Here is a 12,864-nt window from a genome sequence, read left to right on the forward strand (position 1 = left end):
TCCGGTCATATGGCAACTCCGATAGCGCGGTCGAGAGGCGTTACGGATTGTTCATGCACATAGCCGTGTTGATGCTCGTTTTGATGACGCTCGCCCATCCGGCCTGGGCGGATGCGGCAACGCCGATCAAGCTTGTCGTTCTCGGCGATTCCTTGAGTGCCGGTCTCGGCCTCCCGGCCCAGGATGCGTTTCCTGCCAAGCTTCAAAAAGCCTTGCAAGCCAAAGGCATAGTGGTCGACATGACCAACGCCGGCGTGTCGGGCGATACCTCGTCCGGCGGCCGCGACCGGCTCGAATGGTCGGTGCCCGAGGGAACAGAGGGCGTGATCGTCGAGCTCGGCGCCAATGACGCGATGCGCGGTATCGACCCTGACTTGACGCGGGCGGCGTTGACCGACATCGTTCAGCGTCTCAAGGCGCGCAAGATCGCCGTGATGTTGTGTGGCATGCTGGCGCCGCCGAATTTCGGCGCGGATTATGGTGCGCGCTTCAATTCGATTTATCCGGATTTGGCGAAACAGTTCGACGTGCCGCTCTATCCGTTCTTTCTCGACGGCGTCGCGGCCGATGCCAAGCTCAACCAGGCCGACGGCATTCATCCGACCGCTGAAGGTGTCGACATCGTCGTCGATAAGATGTTGCCCACGGTGGAGGCATTCGTGCGCACGATCGGCGAGCAACGCCGTTGAAAAGCAGGCAATGCTAACCCTGACTCCCAGGGTTTTCCCGGTGTAGCCTTGGCAACACTTCGCAGAGTCACACAACTGCGATAGGAATCAGGGTACCGGTGATTCGTCACCGGCTCTAATTTGGATAGGGTCCTGCTTCTTGAGGACTGTACCCAAGCATCGGGAGTACGAAACGATGCCGCGTTTGTTCACTGGTCTGGAAATTCCGGCCGAGATCGGCCAGTCGCTTTCCAACTTGCGAGGTGGCCTCCCCGGCGCCCGGTGGATCGATCCCGAAAATTATCACGTCACTCTGCGCTTCATCGGCGATATCGATGGCGCCTCCGCCAACGAGATCGCATCGATGTTGTTTCGTGTCGATCGCAAGCCGTTCGAGGTGAAGGTGCAGGGCTTGCAGAGCTTCGGCGGCCGCAAGCCGCGCGCGGTGGTCGCCACCATCGCACCAAGCAAGCCGCTGATGGATCTGCAGGCCGAGCTCGAACGCATGATGCAGCGGATCGGCCTCAATCCGGAAGGGCGCAAATTCATTCCGCATGTCACGCTGGCCCGGCTGCACGACGCCACCGACCGTGACGTCGCCGACTATCTCTCGATCCGCGGCTACTTCCCGAGCAAGGCCTTCATGGCCGAGCGCTTCGTGCTTTTCTCGTCGCGCGCGTCGACAGGCGGCGGCCCGTATGTCGTCGAGGACGCCTACGAGCTGTGTGAGTAGGTCTTTACCTCGGCGCGTTATCGCGGCGCACAGCGCCTGACCGGCTGACATCGGTCTTCGCGAAGTCATCGCCCTTGAACAGCAGCGGTTCGCCGCGGGTCATGGCCAGAGCGTAGGAAAAGCAATCACCGTAGTTGAGCGACGCGGCGTGACGCCCTTTCCCGTAGCGCCGCCAGGCACGTCGCGCCGCATCGGTTTGTCCGGCGTCAACTGCCACGATCTCGGCGCCGATCTTGACGAGCCAGAGGTCGAATTCGCGCCCGCCCGCATCACCTAGCCGCGTCTCGATCACCATCGTTGTCTCAAGCACCGTGGCCGCCGAGATCAGGCGGATCGGATCGTCCACGATCAGTCGCTCGATATCTGCTGCATCGTCTTCATTGAGTGCAATTGCCACGATCGCCGACGTATCGATCACCATCAGCGCGGCAATCCATGGTCGTCGTATCCGAGAATTTCCTCAGGCGTGCGGTCGTCCACGACGCGCATTTCGCTCCAGCGCCGCCTGATCTCGGCCATGTCCTCCAGCAGCGCGTCTTTGTGAGCCTGTCCGCCGAGCCGGCGCAATCGCTCCTCGATGGCGCGCTTGGTTGCCGTCGTGATGTTCTCGCCGGTCAATTGCGCGAGGCTTCGCGCCAACTGCTCCGTTTCAGGGTCCTTGATGCTTAGCGCCATTTGAGGTTCCTTGGTTCCTCAATAGGTATATTCTACCATGGCGGAGTGCAACAATAGATCCGTGCGGCGACCTGGACGCCGTGCTTGCACCCAGGTGGATGTCGGCGCGCAGTTCGTTCGCGAAGGCAGGAGCGCATAAGCCCTTGCGCCAATATGTCGTTGCAATTTCCGCCGGTCTCTGGCGGTAAAGGGCGATGCTCTCCACCCCGAACTCCTCCTTCAGCGAAGCCTATCAAGCCCAGATCGCCTCCGGCGCGATCGAGCCCGATGCCGCGCAGGCCGAGGTCGCCGAGGCCTATGCGGCACTCGACCTGCGGCTCGCGAACTACAGCCCCAAGCGCAAGCAGGGCCTGCTCGCCCGCCTGTTCAACGGTGGCGACAAAGACGAGGCGCCGCGCGGGCTCTACATCCATGGCGAGGTCGGTCGCGGCAAGACCATGCTGATGGACCTGTTCTTCCAGCACTCGAATGTCGAGCACAAGCGCCGCGCGCATTTCCACGAATTCATGGCCGATGTGCACGAACGCATCTACGATTATCGGCAGGGCATCGCGCGCGGACAGATCCCTGATGGCGATGTCATCGCGCTGACCGCGCAAGCGATCTTCGAGGAGAGCTGGCTGCTCTGCTTCGACGAATTCCACGTCACCGACATCGCGGATGCGATGATCCTGGGGCGCCTGTTCGCAAAACTGTTCGAGCTCGGCACCGTCGTGGTCGCAACCTCCAACGTCGCGCCCGACGATCTCTACAAGGGCGGGTTGAACCGCGCGCTGTTCCTGCCCTTCATCAAGCAGATCACCGACCACATGGACGTCTCGCGGCTCGATGCGCGCACCGACTTCCGGCTGGAAAAACTTCAGGGCGTGCCGATGTGGCTGACGCCGGCGGATGGCGATGCCGACGCCGCGCTCAATCGCGCGTGGGTGAAAATGACGGGCAATGCCAAATGCAAGTCGCGCGACATCCAGATCAAGGGCCGCATCCTGCACGTGCCGTGCTCGGCCCATGGCGTCGCGCGCTTTGCCTTCGCCGATCTCTGCGAGAAGCCGCTGGGTGCGTCCGACTACCTCAGGCTGGCGCACGACTATCACACCATCCTGGTCGACCATATTCCAGTGATGGACGTCTCCCAGCGCAACGCCGCCAAGCGCTTCATCACGCTGATCGACACGCTCTATGACAATGCCGTGAAGCTGATGGCATCGGCCGACGCCAACCCGATCTCGCTCTATCTCGCCCATGAGGGCAACGAGGCCATGGAGTTCAAGCGGACCTCCTCGCGCCTGATCGAGATGAGCTCTGAATCCTATCTGGCGCTGCCGCATGGTCGCAAGGATTCCACCGCCAGCGGCTCCACCAAGGGCTTGGTCGAGACTTAAGTCCTATTCTCGCCGAAGGTACCGCTGTCATTCCGGGGCGCGACAAAGTCGCGAGCCCGGAATCCATCGCGCCACAAACTCAGCCGCCCGATGGATTCCGGGCCTGCGCCTGTCGGCGCATCCCGGAATGACGGATCGGGTATGCTGATTGCTATCTCGCCAAGCCCGACAATTGGGCATCCACCGACTTGAACGGGGGAAGCGAAAGGGATAACCACCCATTCAGTTTTTCCCTCCTCACGTGTCTAAAGGACAGGTTCACATGGCGCGCGACAAGATTGCTTTGATTGGCTCCGGCCAGATCGGCGGAACGCTGGCTCACCTCATCGGCCTGAAAGAACTGGGCGACGTCGTGATGTTCGACATCGCCGAGGGCGTGCCGCAGGGCAAGGCGCTCGACATCGCGCAGTCCTCGCCGGTCGACGGTTTTGACGCGCACTATACCGGCGCCAATTCCTACGAGGCGCTCGACAACGCCAAGGTCTGCATCGTCACTGCCGGCGTGCCGCGCAAGCCCGGCATGAGCCGCGACGACCTCCTCTCCATCAACCTCAAGGTCATGGAGCAGGTCGGCGCCGGCATCAAGAAGTACGCCCCCGACGCGTTCGTCATCTGCATCACCAACCCGCTCGACGCCATGGTCTGGGCGCTGCAGAAGGCCTCGGGCCTGCCGCACAAGAAGGTCGTCGGCATGGCCGGCGTGCTCGACTCCGCGCGCTTCCGCTACTTCCTCGCCGACGAATTCAACGTCTCGGTCGAAGACGTCACCGCCTTCGTGCTCGGCGGCCACGGCGACACCATGGTGCCGCTGGTGAAGTACTCCACCGTCGCCGGCATCCCGCTGCCCGACCTCGTCAAGATGGGTTGGACCTCGCAGGCGCGCCTCGACGAGATCGTCGACCGCACCCGCAACGGCGGCGCCGAGATCGTCAATTTGCTCAAGACCGGCTCGGCCTTCTACGCGCCGGCCGCCTCCGCCATCGCGATGGCCGAGAGCTATCTGCGTGACAAGAAGCGCGTGCTGCCCTGTGCCGCCTATCTCAACGGCGAGTACAGCGTGAAGGACATGTATGTCGGCGTGCCGGTCGTGATCGGCTCCAAGGGCGTCGAGCGCGTCGTCGAGATCGAACTCGCCGGCAAGGACCGCGAGGCCTTCGACAAGTCGGTCGGCGCGGTGCAGGGCCTGGTCGATGCCTGCAAGAAGATCGCCCCCGATCTTCTCGGCCGCTAAGCGCGACAATTCCCGCCGAAGATCGAAACCCGGTCTTCGGCGGTTTCATTTCCGGACCCGGCTGGCCGGGGTGGGGTCTGGTCCACAATTTCGATATCAAAGAATCCGGGTTGCAGTTCCTGTGGTATATGGTATGCCAGCCACAAGACTGAGGTGGGCCCATGGGGTCACCGCCCGCGGGTTCAGGGAGCGACCATATGAATATTCATGAATATCAGGCCAAGGCGCTGCTGGGTGAGTTCGGGGTACCGATCTCCAAGGGTGTCCCGGTTCTCAAGGCCGCTGACGCGGAAGCCGCCGCCAAGGCGCTGCCCGGTCCGGTCTATGTGGTGAAGAGTCAGATCCATGCCGGCGGCCGCGGCAAGGGCAAGTTCAAGGAAGCCTCGGCCGGCGACAAGGGCGGCGTCCGCATCGCCAAGTCGGCCGCAGAGGTCTCCGAATTCGCCAAGCAGATGCTCGGCGCCACGCTGGTGACGATCCAGACCGGCCCGGCCGGCAAGCAGGTCAACCGCCTCTACATCGAGGACGGCTCCGACATCGACAAGGAGTTCTATCTCTCGATCCTGGTCGACCGCGAGACCTCGCGGGTCTCCTTCGTCGTCTCGACCGAAGGCGGCGTCAACATCGAGGACGTCGCGCACAATAGCCCTGAGAAGATCGTCACCTTCTCGGTCGATCCCGCCACCGGCATCATGGGCCATCACGGCCGTACCGTCGCGAATGCCCTGAAGCTCTCGGGCGATCTCGCCAAGCAGGCGGAAAAACTCACCGCGCAGCTCTACGCGGCCTTCGTCGCCAAGGACATGTCGATGCTGGAGATCAACCCGCTGGTCGTGACCAAGCAGGGCCAGCTCCGCGTGCTCGACGCCAAGGTGTCGTTCGACGACAACGCGCTGTTCCGTCACCCCGAAGTGCTCGCGCTGCGCGACGAGACCGAGGAAGACGCCAAGGAAATCGAGGCGTCCAAGTACGACCTCAACTACGTCACTCTCGACGGCAATATCGGCTGCATGGTCAACGGCGCCGGTCTTGCCATGGCGACGATGGACATCATCAAGCTCTACGGCATGGCGCCGGCGAACTTCCTCGACGTCGGCGGCAGCGCCAGCAAGGAGAAGGTCGCGGCCGCGTTCAAGATCATCACCGCCGATCCCAACGTGAAGGGCATCCTGGTCAACATCTTCGGCGGCATCATGAAGTGCGACGTGATCGCCGAGGGCGTCACGGCTGCGGTTCGTGAAGTCGGCCTCAGCGTGCCGCTGGTGGTTCGCCTCGAAGGCACCAATGTCGAGCTCGGCAAGAAGATCATCCGCGAATCCGGCTTGAACGTGGTGCCGGCGGACAATCTAGACGACGCCGCGCAGAAGATCGTGAAGGCCGTCAAGGGAGGCTAAGGCCATGGCCCAGGACCATCTCTCCGCATCGTCTCCGCTTGCAGAGCATGCGCGTCTCGCCGCATTCGCCGGCGAATGGAACGGTGAAGAGATGGTCTTTCCGTCGCGCTGGACGGAAGGCGGACCGGCCACCTCGCGTACCGTCGCGCGCATGGATCTCAACGGGTTCTATTTGATCCAGGACTCGGTGCAGATGCGCGATGGCAAGCAGGCCTTCGCCACCCACGGCCTCTTCACCTACGACCGCGACGACCGGACCTACAAATTGTTCTGGTACGACTCGCTCGGCTACACGCCGCCCTCGCCCGCCTCGGGTGGGTGGGTCGGCAACACCCTGACGCTGGTGCGCGGTTCGCTCCGCGGCAATGCGCGCCACGTCTACGAGATCATCGACGACGCCTCTTACTCGTTGAAGATTCAGTTCTCGCCGGATGCGGAAGGCTGGGCCGACGTGCTCACCGGCATCTATCGCCGCATCCACTGATCCTCTCACTCCGTTAGTTTCGCGAAAGCAGACCTCATGTCCATCCTGATCGACAAGAACACCAAGGTCATCTGCCAGGGCTTCACCGGCAAGAACGGCACCTTCCATTCCGAGGCTGCGATTGCTTACGGCACCAAGATGGTCGGCGGCACCTCGCCCGGCAAAGGCGGCTCGACCCATCTGAACCTGCCGGTGTTCGACACCGTGCGCGAGGCGCGCGAGAAGACCGGTGCCGATGCATCGGTGATCTACGTGCCGCCGCCGGGCGCGGCCGACGCGATCTGCGAAGCCATCGACGCCGAGATCCCGCTGATCGTCTGCATCACCGAAGGCATCCCCGTCATCGACATGGTGCGCGTGAAGCGCTCGCTCGCCGGCTCCAAGTCGCGCCTGATCGGACCGAACTGCCCGGGCGTCATGACCGCCGGCGAGTGCAAGATCGGCATCATGCCGGCCAACATCTTCAAGACCGGCTCGGTCGGCATCGTCTCCCGGTCGGGCACGCTGACCTATGAAGCCGTGTTCCAGACCTCCCAGGAAGGCCTCGGCCAGACCACCGCGGTCGGCATCGGCGGCGATCCGGTCAAGGGCACCGAATTCATCGACGTCCTCGAAATGCTGCTGGCCGATCCCAAGACCGAGTCGATCATCATGATCGGCGAGATCGGCGGTTCGGCCGAGGAGGACGCCGCCCAGTTCCTCAAGGACGAGGCCAAGCGCGGCCGCAAGAAGCCGATGGTCGGTTTCATCGCGGGCGTCACCGCACCTCCCGGCCGCCGCATGGGCCATGCCGGCGCGATCATTTCCGGCGGCAAGGGCGACGCCGGTTCCAAGACCGAGGCGATGAAATCCGCAGGGATTACAGTGTCCCCGTCGCCTGCCCGCCTCGGCCACACGCTTGCCGAAAAGTTGAAAGGCTAATTCACTCCTTCGTGCTTTTCCGGGCGAAGTTTCGCAGCAAATAGGGTAAAGGGTGCCTGTCGCGTCGAGCCTCTGTCGGGGGAGCTCGGCGCCAGCGCCGTTTGTTATGCGCGAACCGAAATCGCCAGGAACCCAGTATGTCTCGCCAGGACGCGAACGCAGCCTTTGCCCTGTCATCATTTTTGCAGGGCACCAACGCCACCTACATCGACGAAATCTACGCCCGCTACGAGAAGGACCCATCCTCGGTCGACGCCGAGTGGCAGGAGTTCTTCAAGAGCCTCAACGACCAGCCGGCCGACGTCCGGAAGAACGCCGAGGGTCCGTCCTGGGAGCGCGACAACTGGCCGCTGACCCCGCAGGACGATCTGACGTCCGCCCTCGACGGCAATTGGGCCGAAGTGGAGAAGGCGGTTGGCGCCAAGATCGCCGCCAAGGCGCAAGCCAAGGGGGGCGACAAGGGCGCCGCGATTACTTCCGCCGAATTGCTCCAGGCCACGCGCGACTCGGTCCGTGCGTTGATGCTGATCCGCTCCTACCGCATGCGCGGCCACTTTCACGCCAAGCTCGATCCGCTCGGCATCGAAGCCCAGCGCAACCGCGAAGAGCTTGACCCGCGCACCTACGGCTTCAGCGAAGCCGATTTCGACCGCAAGATCTTCCTCGATCACGTGCTCGGCCTCGAATACGGCAGCTTGCGCGAGATCACCGCGATCTGCGAGCGCACCTATTGCCAGACGCTCGGCGTCGAGTTCATGCATATCAGCAATGCCGCGCAGAAGGCCTGGATCCAGGAGCGCATCGAGGGGCCGGACAAGGAAATCTCCTTCACCCGCGAAGGCCGCAGAGCCATCCTGACGAAGCTGGTCGAAGCCGAGGGCTTCGAAAAATTCTGCGACACCAAGTTCACCGGCACCAAGCGCTTCGGCCTCGATGGTGGCGAAGCCTTGATCCCCGCGCTCGAGCAGATCATCAAGCGCGGCGGCAATCTTGGCGTAAAGGAAATCGTGCTCGGCATGCCGCATCGCGGCCGCCTCAACGTGCTGACCCAGGTGTTGGGCAAGGCCCATCGCGCACTGTTCCACGAGTTCAAGGGCGGCTCGGCCAACCCCGACGCGGTCGAAGGCTCGGGCGACGTCAAGTATCACCTCGGCGCCTCCTCGGACCGCGAGTTCGACGGCAACCGCATCCATCTGTCGTTGACCGCCAACCCCTCGCATCTCGAGATCGTCGATCCCGTCGTGCTCGGCAAGGTGCGCGCGAAGCAGGACCAGCACGGCGATCCGCCGGACCAGCGCATCTCGGTGATGCCGCTCTTGATGCACGGCGACGCGGCGTTCGCCGGCCAGGGCGTGGTGGCGGAATGTTTCGGACTGTCGGACCTGAAGGGCTACCGGACCGGCGGCTCCGTGCACTTCATCGTCAACAACCAGATCGGCTTCACCACCTATCCGCGTTACTCGCGCTCCTCGCCCTATCCGTCCGATGTGGCGAAGATGATCGACGCGCCGATCTTCCATGTGAATGGCGACGATCCGGAGGCCGTGGTGTTCGCGGCCAAGGTCGCGACCGAATTCCGGCAGAAGTTCCACAAGCCTGTCGTCATCGACATGTGGTGCTATCGCCGCTACGGCCACAATGAGGGCGATGAGCCCGCGTTCACCCAGCCCGTGATGTACAAGCGGATCGCGGCCCATCCCTCGACCCTCACGCTCTACTCCAAGCGCCTGATCGCCGAAGGCGTGGTCACCGAGGGAGAGGTCGACAAGCTCAAGGCCGACTGGCGCGCCCGACTCGATGCCGAGTTCGAGGCCGGCACCTCCTACAAGCCGAACAAGGCCGACTGGCTCGACGGCAAATGGTCCGGCTTCAAGATCGCCGACCAGGAAGAGGATGCACGCCGCGGCGTCACCGGCGTCGACCTGCCTGTTCTCAAGGACATCGGTCGCAAGATCACCAAGGTGCCGGATGGTTTCCGCGTTCACCGCACCATCCAGCGCTTCCTCGACAACCGTGCCAAGGCGATCGACACCGGTGCCGGCATCGATTGGGCGACCGGCGAAGCGCTGGCGTTCTGCACGCTGCTCAACGAGAACCACCATGTCCGCCTGTCCGGACAGGATTCGGAGCGCGGCACCTTCTCGCAGCGTCACTCGGTCCTGATCGACCAGGAGGACGAGAGCCGCTACACGCCGTTCAACCATCTCGGCAACGAGCAGGGCCATTACGAGGTCATCAACTCGCTGCTGTCGGAAGAAGCGGTGCTCGGCTTCGAATACGGCTACTCGCTGGCCGAGCCGAATACGCTGACGCTCTGGGAAGCCCAGTTCGGCGACTTCGCCAACGGCGCGCAGGTCGTGTTCGACCAGTTCATCTCCTCGGGCGAGCGCAAATGGCTGCGCATGTCCGGCCTCGTCTGCCTGTTGCCGCACGGCTATGAGGGCCAGGGTCCGGAGCACTCCTCGGCTCGTCTGGAGCGTTACCTGCAGATGTCCGCGGAAGACAACATGCAGGTTGTCTATCCGACCACGCCGGCGAACTATTTCCACGCGCTGCGCCGTCAGCTTCATCGCGAGATCCGCAAGCCGCTGATCATGATGACGCCGAAATCGCTGCTGCGTCACAAGCGTGCGGTCTCGCGTCTCGAGGAGCTCGCGAAGGGAACGACCTTCCACCGCATCCTCTACGATGACGCCCAGATGCTGCCGAACGAGCCGATCAAGCTCGTTCCGGACGACAAGATCCGCCGCATCGTGCTCTGCTCGGGCAAGGTCTATTACGACCTCTATGAAGAGCGCGAGAAGCGCGGCATCGACGACATCTATCTGATGCGCGTCGAGCAGCTCTATCCGGTGCCGCTGAAGGCGCTGGTGGCCGAGCTGTCGCGCTTCAAGAAGGCGGAAGTGATCTGGTGCCAGGAGGAGCCGCGCAACATGGGCGCCTGGCACTTCATCGAGCCCTATCTGGAATGGGTGCTGAACCAGGTGAACGGTGCGAGCCGGCGTCCGCGTTATGTCGGCCGCGCCGCTTCCGCCGCGACCGCCACTGGTCTGATGTCCAAACATCAGGCGCAGCTGAAGGCGTTCCTGGACGAAGCACTGAGCTGAGAAGTTTTTAAGACTGTCATTGCCCGCGAAGGCGGGCAATCCAGTACGCCGTGAACTTCGTGATCAGAACGAACGTCGCGGAGTACTGGATGCCCCGCCTTCGCGGGGCATGACGTATGAATTCCTGTCCGCGACTGCGATCCCTTGAGGAAAAGACCATGACTGAAATTCGTGTGCCGACGCTCGGCGAATCCGTCACCGAGGCCACCATCGGCCGCTGGTTCAAGAAGGCCGGCGACCCGGTCGCCGTCGACGAGCCGTTGGTGGAGCTCGAGACCGACAAGGTCACCATCGAAGTCCCGGCGCCTTCCGCCGGCACGCTGAGCGAGATCATCGCGGCCGATGGCGCGACCGTCGCGGTCGGTGCGCTGCTCGGCCAGATCACCGACGGTGCCGGCGCTGCCAAGCCTGCCGCCGCCCCCGCCAAGCCCGCTGCTGCTCCGGCGCCCGCCGCTGCCGCTCCGGCTGCTGCCGCCGCGCCGAAGGCGCCGCCGGCCGATGCGCCGCTCGCCCCGTCCGTGCGCAAGATTTCGGCCGAGAGCGGCATCGATGCCTCGACCGTTCCGGGCTCCGGCAAGGATGGCCGCGTCACCAAGGGCGACATGCTGGCTGCGATCGAGCGTGCGGCTTCCGCGCCGACCCCGGTCAACCAGCCCGCCGCGGCCGTGCAGGTGCGCGCGCCGTCGCCGGCCGATGACGCCGCCCGCGAGGAGCGCGTGAAGATGACCCGCCTGCGCCAGACCATCGCGCGCCGCCTCAAGGACGTGCAGAACACTGCGGCCATGCTGACGACCTTCAACGAGGTCGACATGACCAACGTGATGGCGCTGCGGGCCCACTACAAGGATGCGTTCGAGAAGAAGCACGGTTCGAAGCTCGGCTTCATGGGCTTCTTCACCAAGGCCGTCGTGCAGGCGCTGAAGGACATCCCGGCCGTCAACGCCGAGATCGACGGCACCGATTTGATCTACAAGAATTACTACCACATCGGCGTCGCCGTCGGCACCGACAAGGGCCTCGTTGTGCCCGTGGTGCGCGACTGCGATCACAAGTCGATCGCCGACATCGAGAAGGGCATCGCCGATTTCGGTCGCCGCGCCCGTGACGGTCAGCTCAAGATCGACGAGATGCAGGGCGGCACCTTCACCATCACCAATGGCGGCATCTACGGCTCGCTGATGTCGACCCCGATCCTGAATGCGCCGCAGTCCGGCATCCTCGGCATGCACAAGATCCAGGATCGCCCGATGGTCGTCGGCGGCAAGATCGAAGTCCGCCCGATGATGTATCTGGCGCTGTCCTACGATCACCGCGTCATCGACGGCAAGGAAGCCGTCACCTTCCTGGTTCGCGTGAAGGAGAGCCTGGAAGATCCGGCGCGCCTGGTGCTCGATCTCTGATCCCTGATGCTCTGCGAGCGCCGTCGCGATCTTCGCGACGGCGCCTGTCGAACCATGGAGGTGGATGTGACGGATAAAGTCGTTGTCATCACCGGCGGCAGCCGCGGCATTGGTCGCGCCACCGCGCTAGCGGCGGCCGCGCGCGGTTACCGCGTCGTGGTCGGCTATGCCAGCAACAAGAAGGCCGCAGACGAAGTGGTAGCTACGATCGAGGCCAGCAACGGCAAGGCGATCGCAGTGAAATGCGATGTCGCGGAGGAGCGCGACATCATCGACCTGTTCAAGGAGGCCGACAAGTTCGGCACGCTCGGTGCGCTCGTCAACAATGGCGGCATCGTCGGCCAGAGCGGCGTGCGCGTCGACGAGATGTCGGCCGAGCGGATCCAGCGGGTATTGGCCGTCAATGTCACCGGCTCGATCCTCTGCGCGCGCGAAGCGGTGAAGCGGATGTCGACCAAGCACGGCGGCAAGGGCGGCGTCATCGTCAATCTGTCGTCAGTTGCTGCCAAGCTCGGCGCGCCCAACACCTATGTCGATTATGCCGCATCGAAGGGCGCGGTGGATTCCTTCACCATCGGCCTCGGCTATGAAGTCGCGGCCGAAGGCATCCGGGTCGCCGCGATCCGCCCCGGCCTGATCGACACCGAAATTCATGCCTCTGGCGGCGAGCCAGACCGGCATCATCGCCTGGCCCATGTGGTGCCGATGAAGCGCGTCGGCACTGCGGACGAAATTGCCAATGCCATCGTCTGGCTGATGTCGGACGATGCCTCCTACGTCACCTCAGCCATTCTCGATGTGTCCGGCGGACGCTGACGCGCCGCGCGGACGCTGACACATCCTCATCACGCTAAACTCACGGGACTTTC

Annotated in this window: 12 protein-coding genes; 10 read left to right on the top strand and 2 right to left on the bottom strand. The window is 63.5% G+C overall.

Features of this window, described 5'->3' with window-relative positions:
• The first annotated feature begins 53 nt into the window (after positions 1 to 53).
• Positions 54 to 689, top strand: coding sequence for an arylesterase (locus L6637_RS36495; protein WP_237873719.1), 636 nt, complete (start codon positions 54 to 56; stop codon positions 687 to 689).
• A 175-nt stretch (positions 690 to 864) separates the two neighbouring features.
• Positions 865 to 1,401: an RNA 2',3'-cyclic phosphodiesterase gene (thpR, locus tag L6637_RS36500; protein ID WP_237861213.1), complete on the top strand. Its 537-nt coding sequence runs from the start codon at positions 865 to 867 to the stop codon at positions 1,399 to 1,401.
• A gap of 4 nt (positions 1,402 to 1,405) precedes the next feature.
• Here thpR and L6637_RS36505 read toward each other — a convergent pair whose 3' ends face one another.
• Both L6637_RS36505 and L6637_RS36510 read right to left on the bottom strand, forming a co-directional pair.
• Positions 1,406 to 1,822: a type II toxin-antitoxin system VapC family toxin gene (locus L6637_RS36505; RefSeq protein ID WP_237861214.1), complete on the bottom strand. Its 417-nt coding sequence runs from the start codon at positions 1,820 to 1,822 to the stop codon at positions 1,406 to 1,408.
• On the bottom strand, positions 1,822 to 2,076 hold the full coding sequence (locus tag L6637_RS36510) for a type II toxin-antitoxin system VapB family antitoxin (protein ID WP_237861215.1): 255 nt from the start codon (positions 2,074 to 2,076) through the stop codon (positions 1,822 to 1,824). Before L6637_RS36510 ends, L6637_RS36505 begins: the two co-directional genes overlap by 1 nt.
• Before the next feature lie 194 nt (positions 2,077 to 2,270).
• Between L6637_RS36510 and zapE the strand changes: the two genes are divergently transcribed.
• From zapE to L6637_RS36550, 8 genes are all read left to right on the top strand, one after another.
• On the top strand, positions 2,271 to 3,458 hold the full coding sequence (gene zapE / locus L6637_RS36515; RefSeq protein ID WP_237861216.1) for a cell division protein ZapE: 1,188 nt from the start codon (positions 2,271 to 2,273) through the stop codon (positions 3,456 to 3,458).
• 262 nt (positions 3,459 to 3,720) lie between these two features.
• A complete protein-coding gene (gene mdh / locus L6637_RS36520) occupies positions 3,721 to 4,689 on the top strand; it encodes a malate dehydrogenase (protein ID WP_128949093.1) in 969 nt (322 codons plus the stop codon).
• A gap of 197 nt (positions 4,690 to 4,886) precedes the next feature.
• Positions 4,887 to 6,083, top strand: a complete 1,197-nt coding sequence (gene sucC / locus L6637_RS36525; protein ID WP_237861217.1) for an ADP-forming succinate--CoA ligase subunit beta — start codon at positions 4,887 to 4,889, stop codon at positions 6,081 to 6,083.
• Between the two features lie 4 nt (positions 6,084 to 6,087).
• Entirely contained in the window at positions 6,088 to 6,567 is a 480-nt protein-coding gene (locus L6637_RS36530; RefSeq protein ID WP_237861218.1) for a DUF1579 family protein, read from the top strand.
• A gap of 36 nt (positions 6,568 to 6,603) precedes the next feature.
• Positions 6,604 to 7,488 (top strand): succinate--CoA ligase subunit alpha, encoded by an 885-nt coding sequence (sucD, locus tag L6637_RS36535; protein WP_092234007.1) that lies wholly within the window; start codon positions 6,604 to 6,606, stop codon positions 7,486 to 7,488.
• Between the two features lie 137 nt (positions 7,489 to 7,625).
• On the top strand, positions 7,626 to 10,595 hold the full coding sequence (locus tag L6637_RS36540; RefSeq protein WP_237873720.1) for a 2-oxoglutarate dehydrogenase E1 component: 2,970 nt from the start codon (positions 7,626 to 7,628) through the stop codon (positions 10,593 to 10,595).
• 158 nt (positions 10,596 to 10,753) lie between these two features.
• Positions 10,754 to 11,995 carry a 2-oxoglutarate dehydrogenase complex dihydrolipoyllysine-residue succinyltransferase gene (gene odhB, locus L6637_RS36545; RefSeq protein WP_237861221.1) on the top strand — a complete coding sequence of 414 codons (1,242 nt, stop codon included), beginning with the start codon at positions 10,754 to 10,756 and terminating at the stop codon, positions 11,993 to 11,995.
• Between the two features lie 54 nt (positions 11,996 to 12,049).
• A complete protein-coding gene (locus tag L6637_RS36550; protein WP_249802186.1) occupies positions 12,050 to 12,811 on the top strand; it encodes an SDR family oxidoreductase in 762 nt (253 codons plus the stop codon).
• The last annotated feature ends 53 nt before the right edge of the window (positions 12,812 to 12,864 follow it).

This window comes from Bradyrhizobium zhengyangense (genome assembly GCF_022012435.1).
Classification (GTDB): Bacteria; Pseudomonadota; Alphaproteobacteria; order Rhizobiales; family Xanthobacteraceae; genus Bradyrhizobium; species Bradyrhizobium zhengyangense.

Bases quoted from the DNA above. Each gene is read 5' to 3' on its own strand.
- L6637_RS36495 (WP_237873719.1), top strand. From the start codon at position 54: ATGCACATAGCCGTGTTGATGCTCGTTTTGATGACGCTCGCCCATCCG.
- L6637_RS36550 (WP_249802186.1), top strand. From the start codon at position 12,050: ATGGAGGTGGATGTGACGGATAAAGTCGTTGTCATCACCGGCGGCAGC.
- L6637_RS36505 (WP_237861214.1), bottom strand. From the start codon at position 1,822: ATGGTGATCGATACGTCGGCGATCGTGGCAATTGCACTCAATGAAGAC.
- thpR (WP_237861213.1), top strand. From the start codon at position 865: ATGCCGCGTTTGTTCACTGGTCTGGAAATTCCGGCCGAGATCGGCCAG.
- L6637_RS36540 (WP_237873720.1), top strand. From the start codon at position 7,626: ATGTCTCGCCAGGACGCGAACGCAGCCTTTGCCCTGTCATCATTTTTG.
- L6637_RS36510 (WP_237861215.1), bottom strand. From the start codon at position 2,076: ATGGCGCTAAGCATCAAGGACCCTGAAACGGAGCAGTTGGCGCGAAGC.
- odhB (WP_237861221.1), top strand. From the start codon at position 10,754: ATGACTGAAATTCGTGTGCCGACGCTCGGCGAATCCGTCACCGAGGCC.
- zapE (WP_237861216.1), top strand. From the start codon at position 2,271: ATGCTCTCCACCCCGAACTCCTCCTTCAGCGAAGCCTATCAAGCCCAG.
- L6637_RS36530 (WP_237861218.1), top strand. From the start codon at position 6,088: ATGGCCCAGGACCATCTCTCCGCATCGTCTCCGCTTGCAGAGCATGCG.
- sucC (WP_237861217.1), top strand. From the start codon at position 4,887: ATGAATATTCATGAATATCAGGCCAAGGCGCTGCTGGGTGAGTTCGGG.
- sucD (WP_092234007.1), top strand. From the start codon at position 6,604: ATGTCCATCCTGATCGACAAGAACACCAAGGTCATCTGCCAGGGCTTC.
- mdh (WP_128949093.1), top strand. From the start codon at position 3,721: ATGGCGCGCGACAAGATTGCTTTGATTGGCTCCGGCCAGATCGGCGGA.